Raw genomic sequence first — 13,888 nt, 5'->3', positions numbered from 1 at the left:
CGGAGGCGACAGCTTCCGCCCGGTGACTGCCTTGGGCGGGAAGCAACAGACCACAGAACCAGCGCAGGAATACGCCAAGTACGCTTCGCACAGCCGAACCTCCACGTTCGGTCAGCCCCTGAGGATCGGCCCTTGCCCGGCCGCCTCGGGGGCGTTTTCAGTTGCGCTGTCGAGACTGGCTAACTAGTGGACTAGTGCGATAGCGGACCAGCGGAATAGCCCGCACTCTGACTACATGGAGCTTGATCGTTCGATTCCCTTTGCCTCACAGGTGGGCGACGACCTGCGCCGACGCCTTGACGCGGGCGAGTGGAAGTCAGGCGACAGATTCCCCGGCACGGTGGCCATCGCTGCCGAGTACGACATCAGCCAGTCCACGGCCGTCCGCGCTGTCGCCGTGCTGGTGGCGGAAGGCCGGTTGCGCAAGGTCATCCCACGCGGGTTCTTCGTGATCTGACACCTGAGCACCGCCCGCGCACGCCCCATCGCAAAGGGAGTTCCACCGGATCGCTCGGGTAGGTCTTCGCTTCGCTCACGTTCAACCCCCTGCATCGCTTCCATCGGATGAGCAGTCAACGACCTGGAGCGCGGCCCGCTCAACGGTCTTGCATGAACTTGCACGTGTATTCGTCACAGGCGGTCTTGACGGCTCATGCCGCAACGAGACGATAGTTGTGCAAGTTCAAGCACACCGCTCCCGGAATGAGGCTGACATGGCTCTACGGTTCGTCGGGATCGACCCGGACACCGATCATGACCACTGCCTTGGCTGTCCGGTGCGGGTGGAGCGAAAGTAAGTCATCCCGCATCGAGCACGCCAAGACTCCTCCGAGCGATGCCGACACCGACCGGCTGCTCACCGTTCACCAGTCACCGTCCACCGCCTGAGGCTCACCGCACGATGGTGATCCGGTCCGCCGCGGGGGGCGTGATCGGGCTGCCGGCCGACGAGTTGGCCGTCAGATAGTCCGCCAGGGCGGTCAGATCGTCCGTGCCCACCAGGTCCCCGGTCCCCTGGCCCAGCGTGCTGAAGCCGTCGCCGCCGCCCGCGAGGAAGCTGTTGGTCGCGACCCGGTAGGTGGCGGCCGGGTCGATCGCGGCGCCGTTCAGCCGGATCGAGTCGGTCACCACCCGGTCCGCGCCCGACTTGGTCAGATCGAGCGTGTACGTCAGCCCGGCCGACGGCTGGAGGATCTTCGGCGCCGCCGCGTTCGCGCCGCTCACCTGCTCCTTCAGCACCTGGATCAGCTGGGCGCCGGTGAAGTCCTGGAGGTTCACCGTGTTGGCGAACGGCTGGACGGTGAAGCCCTCGGCGTAGGTGACCACGCCGTCGCCCTCGGCGCCCGACGCCGCGTACGTCAGCCCGGCCCGCACGCCGCCCGGGTTCATCAGCGCGAGCGAGGTCTTCGGGTCCAGCTCACGGCCGTGGGCGAGTTGCGCGTCGGCGATCAGGTCGCCCATCGGGGACTCGGTGCCGGTGGGGGGCACGTCGCCGGAGATGTGGCCGATCGCGCGGTTGCCGATGGGCGCGGCCAGCGTGTTCCACTCCGAGATCAGCCGCGTCATGTCGGGCGCCCTGGGCACCGTGCGGGTGACCACGCGGTTCGCCGACTTCACCGCCGTACGGGCGATGTCGCCGGTGAGACGGTCGTAGGTCAGGGTGGTGTCCGTGAACAGGCGGCCGTAGGAGGCGGCCGAGGTGACCATCCGCGGCCTGCCCGCCGGGTCGTCGATCGTGCAGACGTAGGCGTTGTGGGTGTGGCCGGTCACCAGCGCGTCGACCGCGGGGGTGACGTTCTTCGCGATGTCGACGATCGGCCCGGAGATGCCTGCGCCTGCGCCCGGGGCGTCGCAGTCGTAGTTGTAGCTCGACGAGGCGGGGAAGCCGCCCTCGTGGACCAGGGCCACGATCGACTGGACGCCCTGGCGCTGGAGTTCCCTGGCGTACTTGTCGATCGTCTCGACCTCGTCCTTGAACGCGAGGCCCTTGACGCCCTCCGCGGAGACGATGCCCGGCGTGTTCTCCAGGGTGACTCCGATGAAGCCGATCCTGACCCCCTTCTTCTTCCAGACCCAGTACGGCTTGAGGATCGGCCTGCCCGTCTTCTCGTTCAGCACGTTGGCCGCGAGGTAGGGGAAGTCCGCGCCCTGGAACTGCTCGTTGCCGTAGCAGCCGTCCGTCGGGTGGCAGCCGCCGTTCTGCAGCCGGGCCAGTTCCGCGGGGCCCTCGTCGAACTCGTGGTTGCCCACCGAGGTGACGTCCAGGTCGAGGCCGTTGAGCGCCTCGATGGTCGGCTCGTCGTGGAACAGGCCGGAGATCAGCGGGGAGGCGCCGACCATGTCGCCGCCGGCCGCGGTGACGGAGTACGGGTGGCCCGCGCGGGCCTGGCGCAGATGGGTGGCCAGGTACTCGACGCCGCCCGCGTCGACCGTCTTCGTGGTGCCGTCCGGCTGTTGCTCGGTGACCCGGCCGGAGGAACCGGACGGCGGCTCCAGGTTGCCGTGCAGGTCGTTGAAGGAGAGGAGTTGGACGTCCTGGTATCGGCCCGGGCCGCCGTGGCCGCCGGGGTGGCCGTGCCCGCCCCGGTCGCCCTGCGCCTGGGCGGGCAGCGCGGCGGCCAGGGCCACCGCCGTGGCGAGACCTACGGCGGTCGCGAGGACGGCCCGCGCACGGCGGCTGCCGCGGCGGCTCGGATGGGATGCGGTCGGCATGTGCCCCCCTGTGGTTCGACTGCGGCTCGACTACGACTCCGCTACGACTCGACTGCGGCTCGACCGTGCCGAGCGGGTCCGGTGCGCCGCAGCCTAGGGTCAACGCGCGTAGCGCGACAGAGGGTTCATGGTTACATCCTGGTTTACCTTTGCCTCCCTCTTTACGTTCGGCCGTGTCGCCGCTTTCCCGTGGCCGCCCTGTATTTCCGGTGGCCGCCCTTTACCCTCGTACGCATGACCAGCGACGGCGCCACACCGGCCTTCCCCTCCCGCTCCATCGAGACCTATTCCGCGCTCTCCCCGGACCAGGCCGAGGCCGTCCTGGACCTGCTCGCGGCCGCCGCCCGCATCGACGGGCAGCAGGCGGTGTCCGAGCAGGGCCGGCTGCAGTTGCGCGGCGGAGCGCGCGGAGGCGTCTCGCATCTGCTGCTGACCCTGGACGGGGAACTCGTCGGCTACGCCCAGTTGGAGGACACCGATCCGGTGGAGGCGCCCGCCGCCGAACTGGTGGTGCACCCCTCGCACCGGGGCCACGGGCACGGCCGGGCGCTCGGCTCGGCGCTGCTCGCCGGGTCCGGGAAGCGGCTTCGGGTCTGGGCGCACGGCGGGCACGCCGCCGCCCGGCACCTCGCCCAGGTGCTGGGCCTCAGCCTGTTCCGCGAACTGCGCCAGATGCGCCGGCCGCTGACCGGGCTGCAACTGCCCGAGGCACCGCTGCCGGAGGGTGTGACGGTGCGTACGTTCGTCCCGGGGCAGGACGACGCGGCCTGGCTCGCGGTGAACGCGGCGGCCTTCGCGCACCACCCGGAACAGGGCTCGCTGACCCAGCGCGACCTCGACGCCCGCCTGGCCGAGCCCTGGTTCGACCCGGCCGGCTTCTTCCTCGCCGAGCGGGCCGGGAAGCTGGCCGGCTTCCACTGGACCAAGGTGCACGCGGAGGAGCAGTTGGGCGAGGTGTACGTCCTCGGAGTGGCACCCGGCGCCCAGGGCGGCGGCTTGGGCAGGGCTCTGACGGCGATCGGTCTGCGCCATCTGGCCGCGCAGGGACTGCCCACGGCGATGCTGTACGTCGACGCCGACAACACGGCGGCGGTGGCGGTCTACGAACGGCTGGGGTTCACGACGTACGAGACCGACCTGATGTACCGCACGGAGACGTGACACACACGACGGTGTGAGGACCCGCAAACCCGCACGTCCCCGTACGGGTAGCCGTCCGGTGTGTCTTCGGGTACCGGTGCGTCACGCCTGGCGGCTCTGTCATTTCTATTTATGGGATCTTTGCCTCACCGCCGGTTGCGGCGCATTCCACTGCGCCGAGCTGTGCCTTGACATCGGGGAAGGCGGGAATCGCGTGCCGCTGGGGGAAACCGAGGAAACCACGCTACCCCGAACCGAAGACTGGTAAAATCCTCCGTTCAAATAGGCGCCAGGTGAATTCGACTGCATGCCGAATCCTGACGTCGTCTGCGGGTACTGGGACGGAGCCTGCTGCGCCTGCTGCCACGACCCCTGGCCGGGCTCTTCTGCCCAAAATTCAGCCTGGGCGGCAAGGTAATCCGTCTGGCTGTAAGCCGGGCTCTGAGCCGGAGCCTGCATCTGGAAATTCTGTGCCTGTTGGAGCTGCCACTGCACCTGCTCCGCTGCGGTTCTAGCAGGCTGCTGCCCTTGGGATTCCAGGCCGTACCAATTGACCGGGTCCTGAGCCAAATTGGCAGCCGGTTCCTGAGCCATGGCCTGCCGCTGGAAATTCCATGCCTGTTCGATCTGCCGCTGCACCTGCTCCTCTGCGGTTAAGTGTCGCTGCTCTGAGGTTCCTACGGTCCCTTCACGTCGTCTCCGCGTGGAGTCTGATCCATGTTTCCGGTCCTTGGCCATGCCAGTACTACGTGGCGCTCCCACTCCTGGTTCAGATCCACCGGCAACCCGGGCACCGCCCCCTTTCCGCGAGGCCGTCCGGCCATTCCCCGAGCAGGTTCCGCTCCGCGCCGCTGGGCACCGTCCGCCCGGCACAGCGGCGTGGCCACCTACGTGCAGATCGTCCAGCAGACCAAGCAGGCCCTCCGGCTGGGCGTGCTGCGGCCCGGCGACCAGTTGCCCACGGCCCGTGAGGTCGTCGAGGCCACCGCCATCAACCCCAACACGGTCCTCAAGGCATACCGCGAGCTGGAACGCGAAGGACTCGTCGAGGCGCGTCGCGGGCTCGGCACCTTCGTCCGGCGCACGCTGGGCTCCGCCCCGGCCGAGTCCCCCCTGCGCACCGAGCTGGAGGCGTGGGCGGCGCGGGCCCGGCAGGCCGGTCTCGACCGGGACGACATCGCCGCACTCTTCACCGCCGTACTCGAAGACCACTTCGGGCAGCACGCCGGAGCAGACAGGCAGCACACCGGAGACCCGGCCGTCGGCCGGCCCGCCGAGCAGGACACCGCAGACCGCACCGCCCGGCCCACCGAGCCGCACACCGAAGACCACACCGAGCGGCACACCGAGGACCCCGCCGACCAGCCCGCCGCACCGCACGGCGAAAGGCCCGGCCGGCCGGGCACCGAGCAGCACTTCCAGGGAGCACCGTCATGACGACCCACACCACAGCGGCCATAGAGGCGGTCGCGCTGGGCAAGCGCTTCGGCCGGCGAGGGGGCTGGGCGCTGCGCGACTGCGCGTTCCGGCTGCCTCCGGGGCGGGTCTGCGCCGTCGTCGGACCCAACGGCGCGGGCAAGTCCACCCTGCTGTCCCTGACCGCCGGACTGCTCACCGCCACCGAGGGCTCCCTCACCGTGCTTGGCACCGACCCGGCGCGCGCCCGGTCCCGGCCGCGGCCGTATCGACTCCGCCAAGTCGTGGTTCGACCTGTGGACCTTCGAGACCAACGGTGTCCTGACCGTGGCCCTCGCCCTGGCCGGACTCGCCGCCGGCGCCCTCGCGGGCGTGGTCGTGCGCCGCGCCCTGCCCGCGCTGATGCTCGGTCTCGGGCTGACGGCCGGCGTGTGGACCCTGGCGCGGCTGCTGATGCCGCACCTGTGGCCGGCCGTCACCCAGGTGACCGCCCTCGGACAGGGGTACGGACAGCACTACTCCACGATCCAGGTCGGCCAGGGCCTGGTCACCGCGAACGGCGGGCACGTCCCCCAGCCCGTGTGCTACGCGCTCTCGCCCGCCGACTGCGGCACGGCGGCCGAGAAGCTCGGCGCGGTCGGCTTCTACAGCCAGTACCACCCGGTCTCGCACTACTGGCCGCTCCAGCTGACCACCAGCGCGCTCGTGCTGGCCCTGGCCGCCGTCGCGACCACGGCCGCCTACGCGGTGCTGCGCCGCCGCACTGCCTGAGCCGCGGCCCACCGACGGTCCCGTACGTTCCGCCGCAGCGGCGGGCACGTACGGGACCGTCACCTGCACGGCCGCAGCAGAGCCACCCCCGTGCTCGGGCCCGGCACCTGACAGCCGCCCGGCAGCCACACCCGCACTCGGTTCCCGGCGGCCGGCACCCGTACCCGGGGTACGGTGTCGGCCCCGTGTCCGCAGTACGGCCCCGCCCGCCCTCGCCGTCACACGCTCCACCGGACGGTCAGGACGCCGGGGAGCCGCCCCCCGCTATCCCGCACGTCATGTCTCCGTAACCATTGATTCAGACGGACTTGCGACCCTCAGTCAATGCCGACCGCCGTGCCAGAGCCTTCACCGCCTCCCGAGAGGTCCGCGGGGAACGGGGCCGTGAGACTACCCCCCGCACGTTCCGACGCGCCCTTTTCCCTGGTCGCGCGGAACAATGGGGTCATGAGCCAGTCAGACACCCAGGCACCGGTCCAGCACCCGCAGCCGTCCGTGGGCTCCATAGCCGCGCACCGCTCGCCCGTCGCCGCGGCAGCGGTCTCGGACCTGGAACCCGATCTCGATGCCGACCTCGACGCCTACGAGGAGTCGCAGACGGACGGGCCCCCGTTGCCCCAGGGCCGTTTCCTCGACCGGGAGCGCAGCTGGCTCGCGTTCAACGAGCGGGTCCTCGAACTCGCCGAGGACCCGAACACGCCCCTGCTGGAGCGGGCGAACTTCCTGGCGATCTTCGCCAGCAACCTGGACGAGTTCTTCATGGTCCGGGTCGCCGGACTGAAACGCCGTATCGCCGCGGGCGTCGCCACCCGCTCCGCCTCCGGCCTCCAGCCCCGCGAAGTGCTGGAGATGATCTGGGCCCGCTCCCGTGAGCTGATGGCCCGGCACGCCGCCTGCTACCACGAGGACGTCGCACCCGCCCTCGCGGAGGAGGGCATCCACCTGGTCCGCTGGAGCGAGCTGACCGAGAAGGAGCAGGCCCGCCTCTTCACTCTGTTCCGGCACCAGATCTTCCCGGTCCTGACCCCCCTGGCGGTCGACCCGGCCCACCCCTTCCCCTATATCTCCGGCCTGTCCCTGAACCTGGCCGTGGTGGTGCGCAACCCGGTCAGCGGCCACCGGCACTTCGCCCGGGTGAAGGTGCCGCCGCTGCTCTCCCGCTTCCTGGAGGCCGCTCCCGGCCGGTACGTCCCGCTGGAGGACGTCATCGCCGCCCACCTCGAAGAGTTGTTCCCGGGCATGGAGGTGCTGGAGCACCACGCCTTCCGGGTGACCCGCAACGAGGACCTGGAGGTCGAGGAGGACGACGCCGAGAACCTGCTCCAGGCCCTGGAGAAGGAACTCATGCGGCGCCGCTTCGGGCCGCCGGTGCGGCTGGAGGTCGAGGAGTCCATCGACCGCGAGGTGCTCGACCTGCTGGTGCGCGAACTGAAGATCAGCGAGGCCGAGGTCTACCCGCTGCCCGGCCCACTGGACCTCACCGGCCTCTTCCGCATCCACAGCCTCGACCGCCCCGAGCTGAAGTACCCCAAGTTCGTCGCCGGCACCCACCGCGACCTCGCCGAGGTCGAATCGGCCTCCGAGCCGGACATCTTCGCCGCGCTGCGCAGCCGGGACGTTCTGCTGCACCACCCGTACGACTCGTTCTCGACCTCGGTGCAGGCATTCCTCCAGCAGGCCGCCGAGGACCCCGCCGTCCTCGCCATCAAGCAGACCCTGTACCGGACCTCCGGCGACTCCCCGATAGTCGACGCGCTCATCGACGCCGCCGAGTCCGGCAAGCAGGTCCTCGTCCTGGTCGAGATCAAGGCCCGCTTCGACGAGCACGCCAACATCAAGTGGGCGCGCAAGCTGGAGGAGGCCGGCTGCCACGTCGTGTACGGCCTGGTCGGTCTGAAGACCCACTGCAAGCTGTCCCTCGTGGTGCGCCAGGAGGGCGACACCCTCCGCCGTTACAGCCACGTCGGCACGGGCAACTACCACCCCAAGACGGCCCGGCTCTACGAGGACCTGGGACTGCTGACCGCGGACCCGCAGGTCGGCGCCGACCTGTCCGACCTGTTCAACCGGCTCTCCGGCTACTCACGCCGCGAGACCTACCGCCGGCTGCTGGTCGCGCCCAAGTCCCTGCGGGACGGGCTGATATCGCGGATCGACAAGGAGGTCCAGCACCACCGTGCGGGCCGTTCCGCCCTCATCCGCATCAAGGTCAACTCGGTGGTGGACGAAGCCGTCATCGACTCCCTCTACCGCGCGTCCCAGGCGGGCGTGCCGGTGGACGTCTGGGTGCGCGGCATCTGCGCGCTCCGGCCGGGTGTGGCGGGTCTCTCGGAGAACATCCGGGTCCGTTCCGTCCTCGGCCGCTTCCTCGAACACTCCCGGGTGTTCGTCTTCGGCAACGCCGGCGAACCCGAAGTGTGGATCGGCAGCGCCGACATGATGCACCGCAACCTCGACCGCCGGATCGAGGCACTGGTCAGGGTCACCGACCCGGCCCACCGGGCGACCCTCAACAGGCTGCTCGAAACCGGCATGTCCGACACCACTTCCTCCTGGCATCTGGGTCCCGACGGCGAGTGGACCCGGCACGCGACCGACGCGGACGGACAGCCCCTGCGCAACATCCAGGAGATGCTCATAGACGCCCGGAGGCGCCGGCGTGGCACAGCAACACCTTGACCCGACGGAATCCACGGCCGGGGTGGTGACGGGAGACGCCCTCGCGGTCTATCTGCGCGCCCAGGCCACGGAGTTCCTGCGCGCGCTGCGGATGCACCGGGAGACCGGTACGTCCGGCGGCGCGGAGGAGTCCGTCGACGCGGCACGCGCGCTGCGCCGTTCGGCCCGCCGCATCAGCGGCAGCCTGCACACCTTCCGCCCGCTCCTCGACGCCGGCTGGTCGGAGGAGATGCGCCCCGAACTGGCCTGGCTCTCCGGCACGCTGGGGCTTGAGCACGCCTACGAGGCGCGTCTGGAGCGGCTGCTGCTCGCGCTGCACCGGCTGTCCGGCTCGTCGCCGTTCCCGGCCCAGCAGGTGGGTGCCGGTGCCACCGCCGGTCCGGGCCCGTCCGCGCAGGAGCGCGGCAACCTCACGGTCGGCGCGGCCAAGGCGGGCGCGCTGCTCGACCGCCAGCTCACCCTGGCCCGGACCCGGGCCCACTCCACGGCCCTCCAGGCGCTCGGCTCCTCCCGCTTCCACGCGGTGGCCGACAAGGTCGCCGTACTGGCCAGCGAGGTGCCGCTCACCCCGGCCGGCCTGGACGCCGACCTGCGGCCGCCGGCCGGGGCCGCCGAGGAGCGGCTGATGGACGCCATCGCCGCGCTGCCCCTGATCACCGCCGGGCACCCGTACAACGCGGAGGCCCTGGTGCACGGGCTGTCCCCGGATCCCGCCCCGCACCCGCAGGACGGCCCCTGGCACCAGGTACGGCTGCTGCTGCGGCTGCACCGCTACGCCCGCGAGGCGCTGATCGGCGGCGGGCTCGGCACGCCGTCGGCCGACCCGCGGCTGCTCGCGGCCGGCCGGGCACTGGACCGGCACCGGGACGCCTCGGAGGCGGCCGGCGCGGCGGCGCAGGCCGCACGCACCCCGCGGATCGCACCCGCGACGGCGTACGCGCTCGGCGTGCTCCACGCCGACCAGCGGCACGAGGTGGAGGCCGCGCGGTTCGAGTTCCAGCAGTCCTGGCAGAAGCAGACGGTCAGCGCACCCTGACCCGCCGAGCCGACCGCCGCCGCCGCCAACGATCCGGAAACCGAAGGAGCACAGGGACCAGGAGCACCCGGACCAGGAGGGCACAAACCGGTGACCAGCACGAATGACACCACCGTTCAGGCGGCCGGCTGCGTCCTGTGGCGCCGCTCCCCGATCGACGGCGAGGTGGAGGTCTGCCTCGTCCACCGGCCGAAGTACGACGACTGGTCCCATCCGAAGGGCAAGCTGAAGCGCGGCGAGGAGGCGCTGTCCGGCGCGTTGCGCGAGGTGGCGGAGGAGACCGGCTATGCCGCCGCCCCTGGTGACGAACTCCCCACCCTGCACTATCTGGCGGGCGGCCGTCCGAAACAGGTGCGGTACTGGGCGGCCGAGGCCGCGGCGGGCTGCTTCGTGCCGAACCAGGAAGTGGACCGCATCCTGTGGCTGGCCCCCGCCGCGGCCCGCGCCCGCCTCACCCAGCCCCGCGACCGGGACCTCGTCGACACCCTCGTGCAGCAGTTCGACCACCGGCGCCCGACGGACTGACCGCCCGCACCGCCTGCCTGCCCACCCCGGCGAACTGCCCCGCCTCGCCTGCCCGGCCCTGCCCAGGACACTCCTCCCCGCGCGCCGGTCCGCGTGACGGCACCCCCTACCCGTCGTTAACCGGAACGACAGGGGGCCCGTGACGGACGTACCGGGGGTAGGCAGGCGATGGATCGGCGACAGCGCAGGAAGGCGCGCGGCACGGTCGCCGCGATGGTCATGCTGGTGGCCCCGGGCGCGGGTGCCACGGGGTGCGCCGTCGGCGGCGCCGCCGCCGAGGACGCGCACGGCGCGGCCGACCCGGTGGCCACCCTGCACCGCGCCGCCGACACCCTGCGCGACACGGGCAGTTCCCTGGCCGGCACGTCGATGGAGATGGCCACCGGCGGCACCCGCGTCACCATCAGCGGCACCGGCGTCTTCGACTACCGGCGGCAGCTCGGGCAGCTCACGGTCATGCTGCCGCAGGACCCGACGGGGACCACCGAGCACCGGCCGATCACCGAACTCCTCGCGCCGGGCGCGCTGTACATGAAGAACCGGGGCGCCGGGGTGCCCGCCGACAAGTGGGTGCGGGTCGACACCGCGACCCTCTCCGACGGCAACCTGGTGACGGGCGGCGCGACCGACCCGTACGCCGCCGCCGAACTGCTGCGCGGCACGCACACGGCGCGGCTCGTGGGCCGGACCGAGGTGGACGGCATCCCGGTGCGGCACTACCGGGGCACCGCCGACCTCGCCGCGGCGGCCCGGGCCGCCTCGGCGGGCAACCGGGCGGCGCTGGCCGCGGCGGCGAAGGGGTTCGCCACCGCCGAGGTCCCCTTCGACGCCTACCTCGACGGCCAGGGCCGGATCCGCAAGCTGCGGCAGCGGTTCAGCTTCGTCAACGGACAGCAGGGAACGGCCGTCGCGGTCACCTCGACGACGCTGCTGTCCGACTTCGGCACCGACACCGACGTACGGCTGCCGCGCCCGCAGGACATCTACGCGGGCCGGATCGCGGAGAACCAGCCCGGAGACCGGTCCTAGCGGCAGCCGCCCGGCCTCGCGAACTAGCCCGTCCGTGCCATGCGCGATGGGTAGACCACTGCCTACCCTAGGAAGCCGGTGACGGCAGAGACGAGGTGACGCAGGTGGCTCCGGGCGGCGGTACGACGGTTCAGGACCACGTGGCCCTCGCCGAGATCGACCTGTGCGGCGACCTGATCATCGCGGCGTCGGCCGCCGAGGACCGGCTCAGTCTGGCGAGCATCGACGAGGTCCTGCGGGTGGCCGAGGAACGCGAGACCCTGGGGTCCTTCTGAGGGACCCCGGCCGGGCGGTCCCGGGCCGGGCCCCGCACCCGGGAACACCGGCTCAGGTGCGCAGCAGGCGCCCGATCGCCTTCGTCGCCTCCTCCACCTTCGCGTCGATCTCGCTGCCGCCCTGGACGGCCGCCGTGGCGACGCAGTGCCGCAGGTGCTCCTCCAGCAACTGAAGCGCGAAGGACTGCAGGGCCTTGGTGGAGGCGGACACCTGCGTGAGTATGTCGATGCAGTAGACGTCCTCGTCGACCATGCGCTGCAACCCGCGGATCTGCCCCTCGATCCGGCGCAGCCGCTTGAGGTGCTCGTCCTTCTGCTTGTGGTAGCCGTGGTGCGTCGCGTGCTCGCCGCCGTCCCCGAGCGGGCTCTCGGAGGGCACCGTCGCGCCGGCCTCGGTGGTCGTCATCGCGTCCTCCAGACAAATACCCCTGACGGGTATATCGTAACGAATTTTGCCGGGTACAGGGCCCCGGGTGCCCACGTGCTGATCATCACGCCTGATGGGCGACACTGAGATCGGCCTAGCCGTGGCCGGATGATGTGCTTAGCATCAGCCTGACCGCAACCATTGCATCCTGAGGAACCCACGTGCGTTTTCGTCTGACCCCCAGGGAGACGAGCTTCTACGACATGTTCGCCGCATCCGCGGACAACATCGTCACGGGCTCGAAACTCCTGATGGAACTGCTCGGGGCGGACACATCCGCCCGGGTGGAGATCGCAGAGCGTATGCGGGCCGCGGAACACGCCGGTGACGACGCCACGCACGCGATCTTCCACCAGCTGAACTCCTCGTTCATCACGCCCTTCGACCGCGAGGACATCTACGCCCTCGCGTCGTCCCTCGACGACATCATGGACTTCATGGAGGAGGCCGTCGACCTGGTCGTCCTCTACAACGTCGAGGAACTGCCGAAGGGCGTCGAGCAGCAGATCGAGGTGCTGGCCCGGGCGGCGGAGCTGACGGCCGAGGCGATGCCGAACCTGCGCACCATGGACAACCTCACCGAGTACTGGATCGAGGTGAACCGCCTGGAGAACCAGGCGGACCAGATCCACCGAAGACTTCTCGCGCACCTCTTCAACGGGAAGTACGACGCGATCGAGGTCCTGAAGCTCAAGCAGATCGTGGATGTGCTGGAAGAGGCGGCGGACGCCTTCGAGCACGTGGCCAACACGGTGGAGACCATCGCCGTCAAGGAGTCCTGAGGCGTCGATGGACACCTTTGCCCTGGTCGTGACCATCGCGGTCGCGCTGTTCTTCACGTATACGAACGGATTCCACGACTCCGCCAACGCGATCGCCACCTCGGTCTCGACCCGGGCGCTGACCCCGCGGGCCGCGCTGGCGATGGCGGCCGTGACGAATCTGGCCGGTGCCTTCCTGGGCAGCGGGGTCGCCAAGACCGTCAGCGAGGGCCTGATCCAGACGCCCCGGGGCTCGACGGGCATGGGCATTCTCTTCGCCGCGCTGCTCGGGGCCATCGTGTGGAACCTGGTCACCTGGTACCTGGGGCTGCCGTCCTCGTCCTCCCACGCCCTGTTCGGCGGTCTGGTGGGGGCGGCGCTGGCGGGCGGCACCACGGTGATCTGGGACGGCGTGGTCGACAAGGTCATCATCCCGATGTTCGTCTCACCGGTGGTCGGCCTGCTCGTCGGCTATCTGCTGATGACGGCCATCATGTGGATCTTCCGCCGGACCAGTCCGCACAAGGCCAAGCGCGGTTTCCGGATAGCGCAGGCCGTGTCGGCGGCCGGCATGGCGCTCGGCCACGGCCTCCAGGACGCCCAGAAGACCATGGGCGTCGTGGTGATGGCCCTGGTGATCTCCGGCCACCAGAGCTACGGCGACCCGATTCCGGTCTGGGTCCAGCTCGCGTCCGCCCTGATGCTGTCGCTCGGCACCTACGCGGGCGGCTGGCGCATCATGCGCACCCTGGGCCGCAAGATCATAGAGCTGGACCCGCCGCAGGGCTTCGCGGCCGAGACGACCGGCGCGTCGATCATGTTCACCACGGCCTTCCTGTTCAAGGCGCCCATCTCCACGACCCATGTGATCACCGCGGCCGTCATGGGCGTCGGCGCGACCAAGCGCGTCAACGCGGTCCGGTGGCGCGTCGCCAAGAACATCGTCCTCGGCTGGTTCATCACGATGCCGGCGGCCGCGCTGGTCGCGGCGGCGGTGTTCGGAATCGTGGACCTGGCCTTCCTGTAGGCGCCCACCGGGAACGTCGAAGTCCACCGGGAACAGCGAAGGGGAGCCCCTGCCCCTCCCCCGCAGCCCACGCGGCGCAGCCCTTGCCCG

At 70.7% G+C, this 13,888-nt stretch carries 13 protein-coding genes and 3 pseudogenes; 13 read left to right on the top strand and 3 right to left on the bottom strand.

Annotation, left to right across the window (positions count from 1 at the left end; genetic code table 11):
• Positions 1-235: 235 nt before the first annotated feature.
• Positions 236-457 carry a GntR family transcriptional regulator gene (locus ACFYPJ_RS31130; RefSeq protein WP_389024407.1) on the top strand — a complete coding sequence of 74 codons (222 nt, stop codon included), beginning with the start codon at positions 236-238 and terminating at the stop codon, positions 455-457.
• A gap of 296 nt (positions 458-753) precedes the next feature.
• Positions 754-885 (top strand): annotated as a pseudogene (locus ACFYPJ_RS31125) (helix-turn-helix domain-containing protein); the annotation flags it as partial.
• A 6-nt stretch (positions 886-891) separates the two neighbouring features.
• On the opposite strand, the gene ACFYPJ_RS31120 reads toward ACFYPJ_RS31125, so the two are convergent.
• Positions 892-2,712, bottom strand: coding sequence for a bifunctional metallophosphatase/5'-nucleotidase (locus ACFYPJ_RS31120; RefSeq protein WP_389024405.1), 1,821 nt, complete (start codon positions 2,710-2,712; stop codon positions 892-894).
• A gap of 234 nt (positions 2,713-2,946) precedes the next feature.
• Here ACFYPJ_RS31120 and mshD point away from each other — a divergent pair, with 234 nt between their 5' ends.
• Positions 2,947-3,873 carry a mycothiol synthase gene (mshD, locus tag ACFYPJ_RS31115; protein WP_389024402.1) on the top strand — a complete coding sequence of 309 codons (927 nt, stop codon included), beginning with the start codon at positions 2,947-2,949 and terminating at the stop codon, positions 3,871-3,873.
• A gap of 105 nt (positions 3,874-3,978) precedes the next feature.
• Here the strand turns inward: mshD and ACFYPJ_RS31110 are convergent, their stop codons facing one another.
• Positions 3,979-4,491, bottom strand: a complete 513-nt coding sequence (locus ACFYPJ_RS31110; protein WP_389024399.1) for a hypothetical protein — start codon at positions 4,489-4,491, stop codon at positions 3,979-3,981.
• Positions 4,492-4,674: 183 nt separating this feature from the next.
• Between ACFYPJ_RS31110 and ACFYPJ_RS31105 the strand changes: the two are divergent.
• The 8 genes and pseudogenes from ACFYPJ_RS31105 to ACFYPJ_RS31070 all read left to right on the top strand — a co-directional run.
• Positions 4,675-5,067: pseudogene (locus tag ACFYPJ_RS31105) on the top strand (GntR family transcriptional regulator); the annotation flags it as partial.
• Between the two features lie 218 nt (positions 5,068-5,285).
• Positions 5,286-5,525 (top strand): annotated as a pseudogene (locus ACFYPJ_RS31100) (ATP-binding cassette domain-containing protein); the annotation flags it as partial.
• Positions 5,494-6,039 carry a hypothetical protein gene (locus ACFYPJ_RS31095; RefSeq protein WP_389024396.1) on the top strand — a complete coding sequence of 182 codons (546 nt, stop codon included), beginning with the start codon at positions 5,494-5,496 and terminating at the stop codon, positions 6,037-6,039. The pseudogene ACFYPJ_RS31100 and the gene ACFYPJ_RS31095, both read left to right, overlap by 32 nt.
• A gap of 447 nt (positions 6,040-6,486) precedes the next feature.
• Complete coding sequence (locus ACFYPJ_RS31090; protein WP_389024393.1) at positions 6,487-8,718, top strand: RNA degradosome polyphosphate kinase; 2,232 nt, start codon at positions 6,487-6,489, stop codon at positions 8,716-8,718.
• A complete protein-coding gene (locus ACFYPJ_RS31085) occupies positions 8,699-9,754 on the top strand; it encodes a CHAD domain-containing protein (protein ID WP_389024390.1) in 1,056 nt (351 codons plus the stop codon). Before ACFYPJ_RS31090 ends, ACFYPJ_RS31085 begins: the two co-directional genes overlap by 20 nt.
• A gap of 90 nt (positions 9,755-9,844) precedes the next feature.
• Entirely contained in the window at positions 9,845-10,279 is a 435-nt protein-coding gene (locus ACFYPJ_RS31080) for an NUDIX hydrolase (protein ID WP_389024388.1), read from the top strand.
• Between the two features lie 168 nt (positions 10,280-10,447).
• A complete protein-coding gene (locus tag ACFYPJ_RS31075) occupies positions 10,448-11,308 on the top strand; it encodes a hypothetical protein (RefSeq protein ID WP_389024386.1) in 861 nt (286 codons plus the stop codon).
• 95 nt (positions 11,309-11,403) lie between these two features.
• Positions 11,404-11,583, top strand: a complete 180-nt coding sequence (locus ACFYPJ_RS31070; RefSeq protein ID WP_389024383.1) for a hypothetical protein — start codon at positions 11,404-11,406, stop codon at positions 11,581-11,583.
• 52 nt (positions 11,584-11,635) lie between these two features.
• On the opposite strand, the gene ACFYPJ_RS31065 is transcribed toward ACFYPJ_RS31070, so the two are convergent.
• Positions 11,636-11,989, bottom strand: a complete 354-nt coding sequence (locus ACFYPJ_RS31065; protein ID WP_389024381.1) for a metal-sensitive transcriptional regulator — start codon at positions 11,987-11,989, stop codon at positions 11,636-11,638.
• Between the two features lie 182 nt (positions 11,990-12,171).
• Here ACFYPJ_RS31065 and ACFYPJ_RS31060 point away from each other — a divergent pair, with 182 nt between their 5' ends.
• Both ACFYPJ_RS31060 and ACFYPJ_RS31055 read left to right on the top strand, forming a co-directional pair.
• On the top strand, positions 12,172-12,792 hold the full coding sequence (locus ACFYPJ_RS31060) for a DUF47 domain-containing protein (RefSeq protein WP_389024378.1): 621 nt from the start codon (positions 12,172-12,174) through the stop codon (positions 12,790-12,792).
• A 7-nt stretch (positions 12,793-12,799) separates the two neighbouring features.
• The gene (locus tag ACFYPJ_RS31055) at positions 12,800-13,798 is read left to right on the top strand and encodes an anion permease (RefSeq protein WP_389024375.1); all 999 of its coding nucleotides are present in this window, start codon (positions 12,800-12,802) and stop codon (positions 13,796-13,798) included.
• Positions 13,799-13,888 lie beyond the last annotated feature (90 nt).

Source organism: Streptomyces sp. NPDC006012 (genome assembly GCF_042871185.1).
In the GTDB taxonomy this organism is placed as follows: domain Bacteria; phylum Actinomycetota; class Actinomycetes; order Streptomycetales; family Streptomycetaceae; genus Streptomyces.
This window is presented reverse-complemented; position numbering and strand designations above follow the sequence as displayed.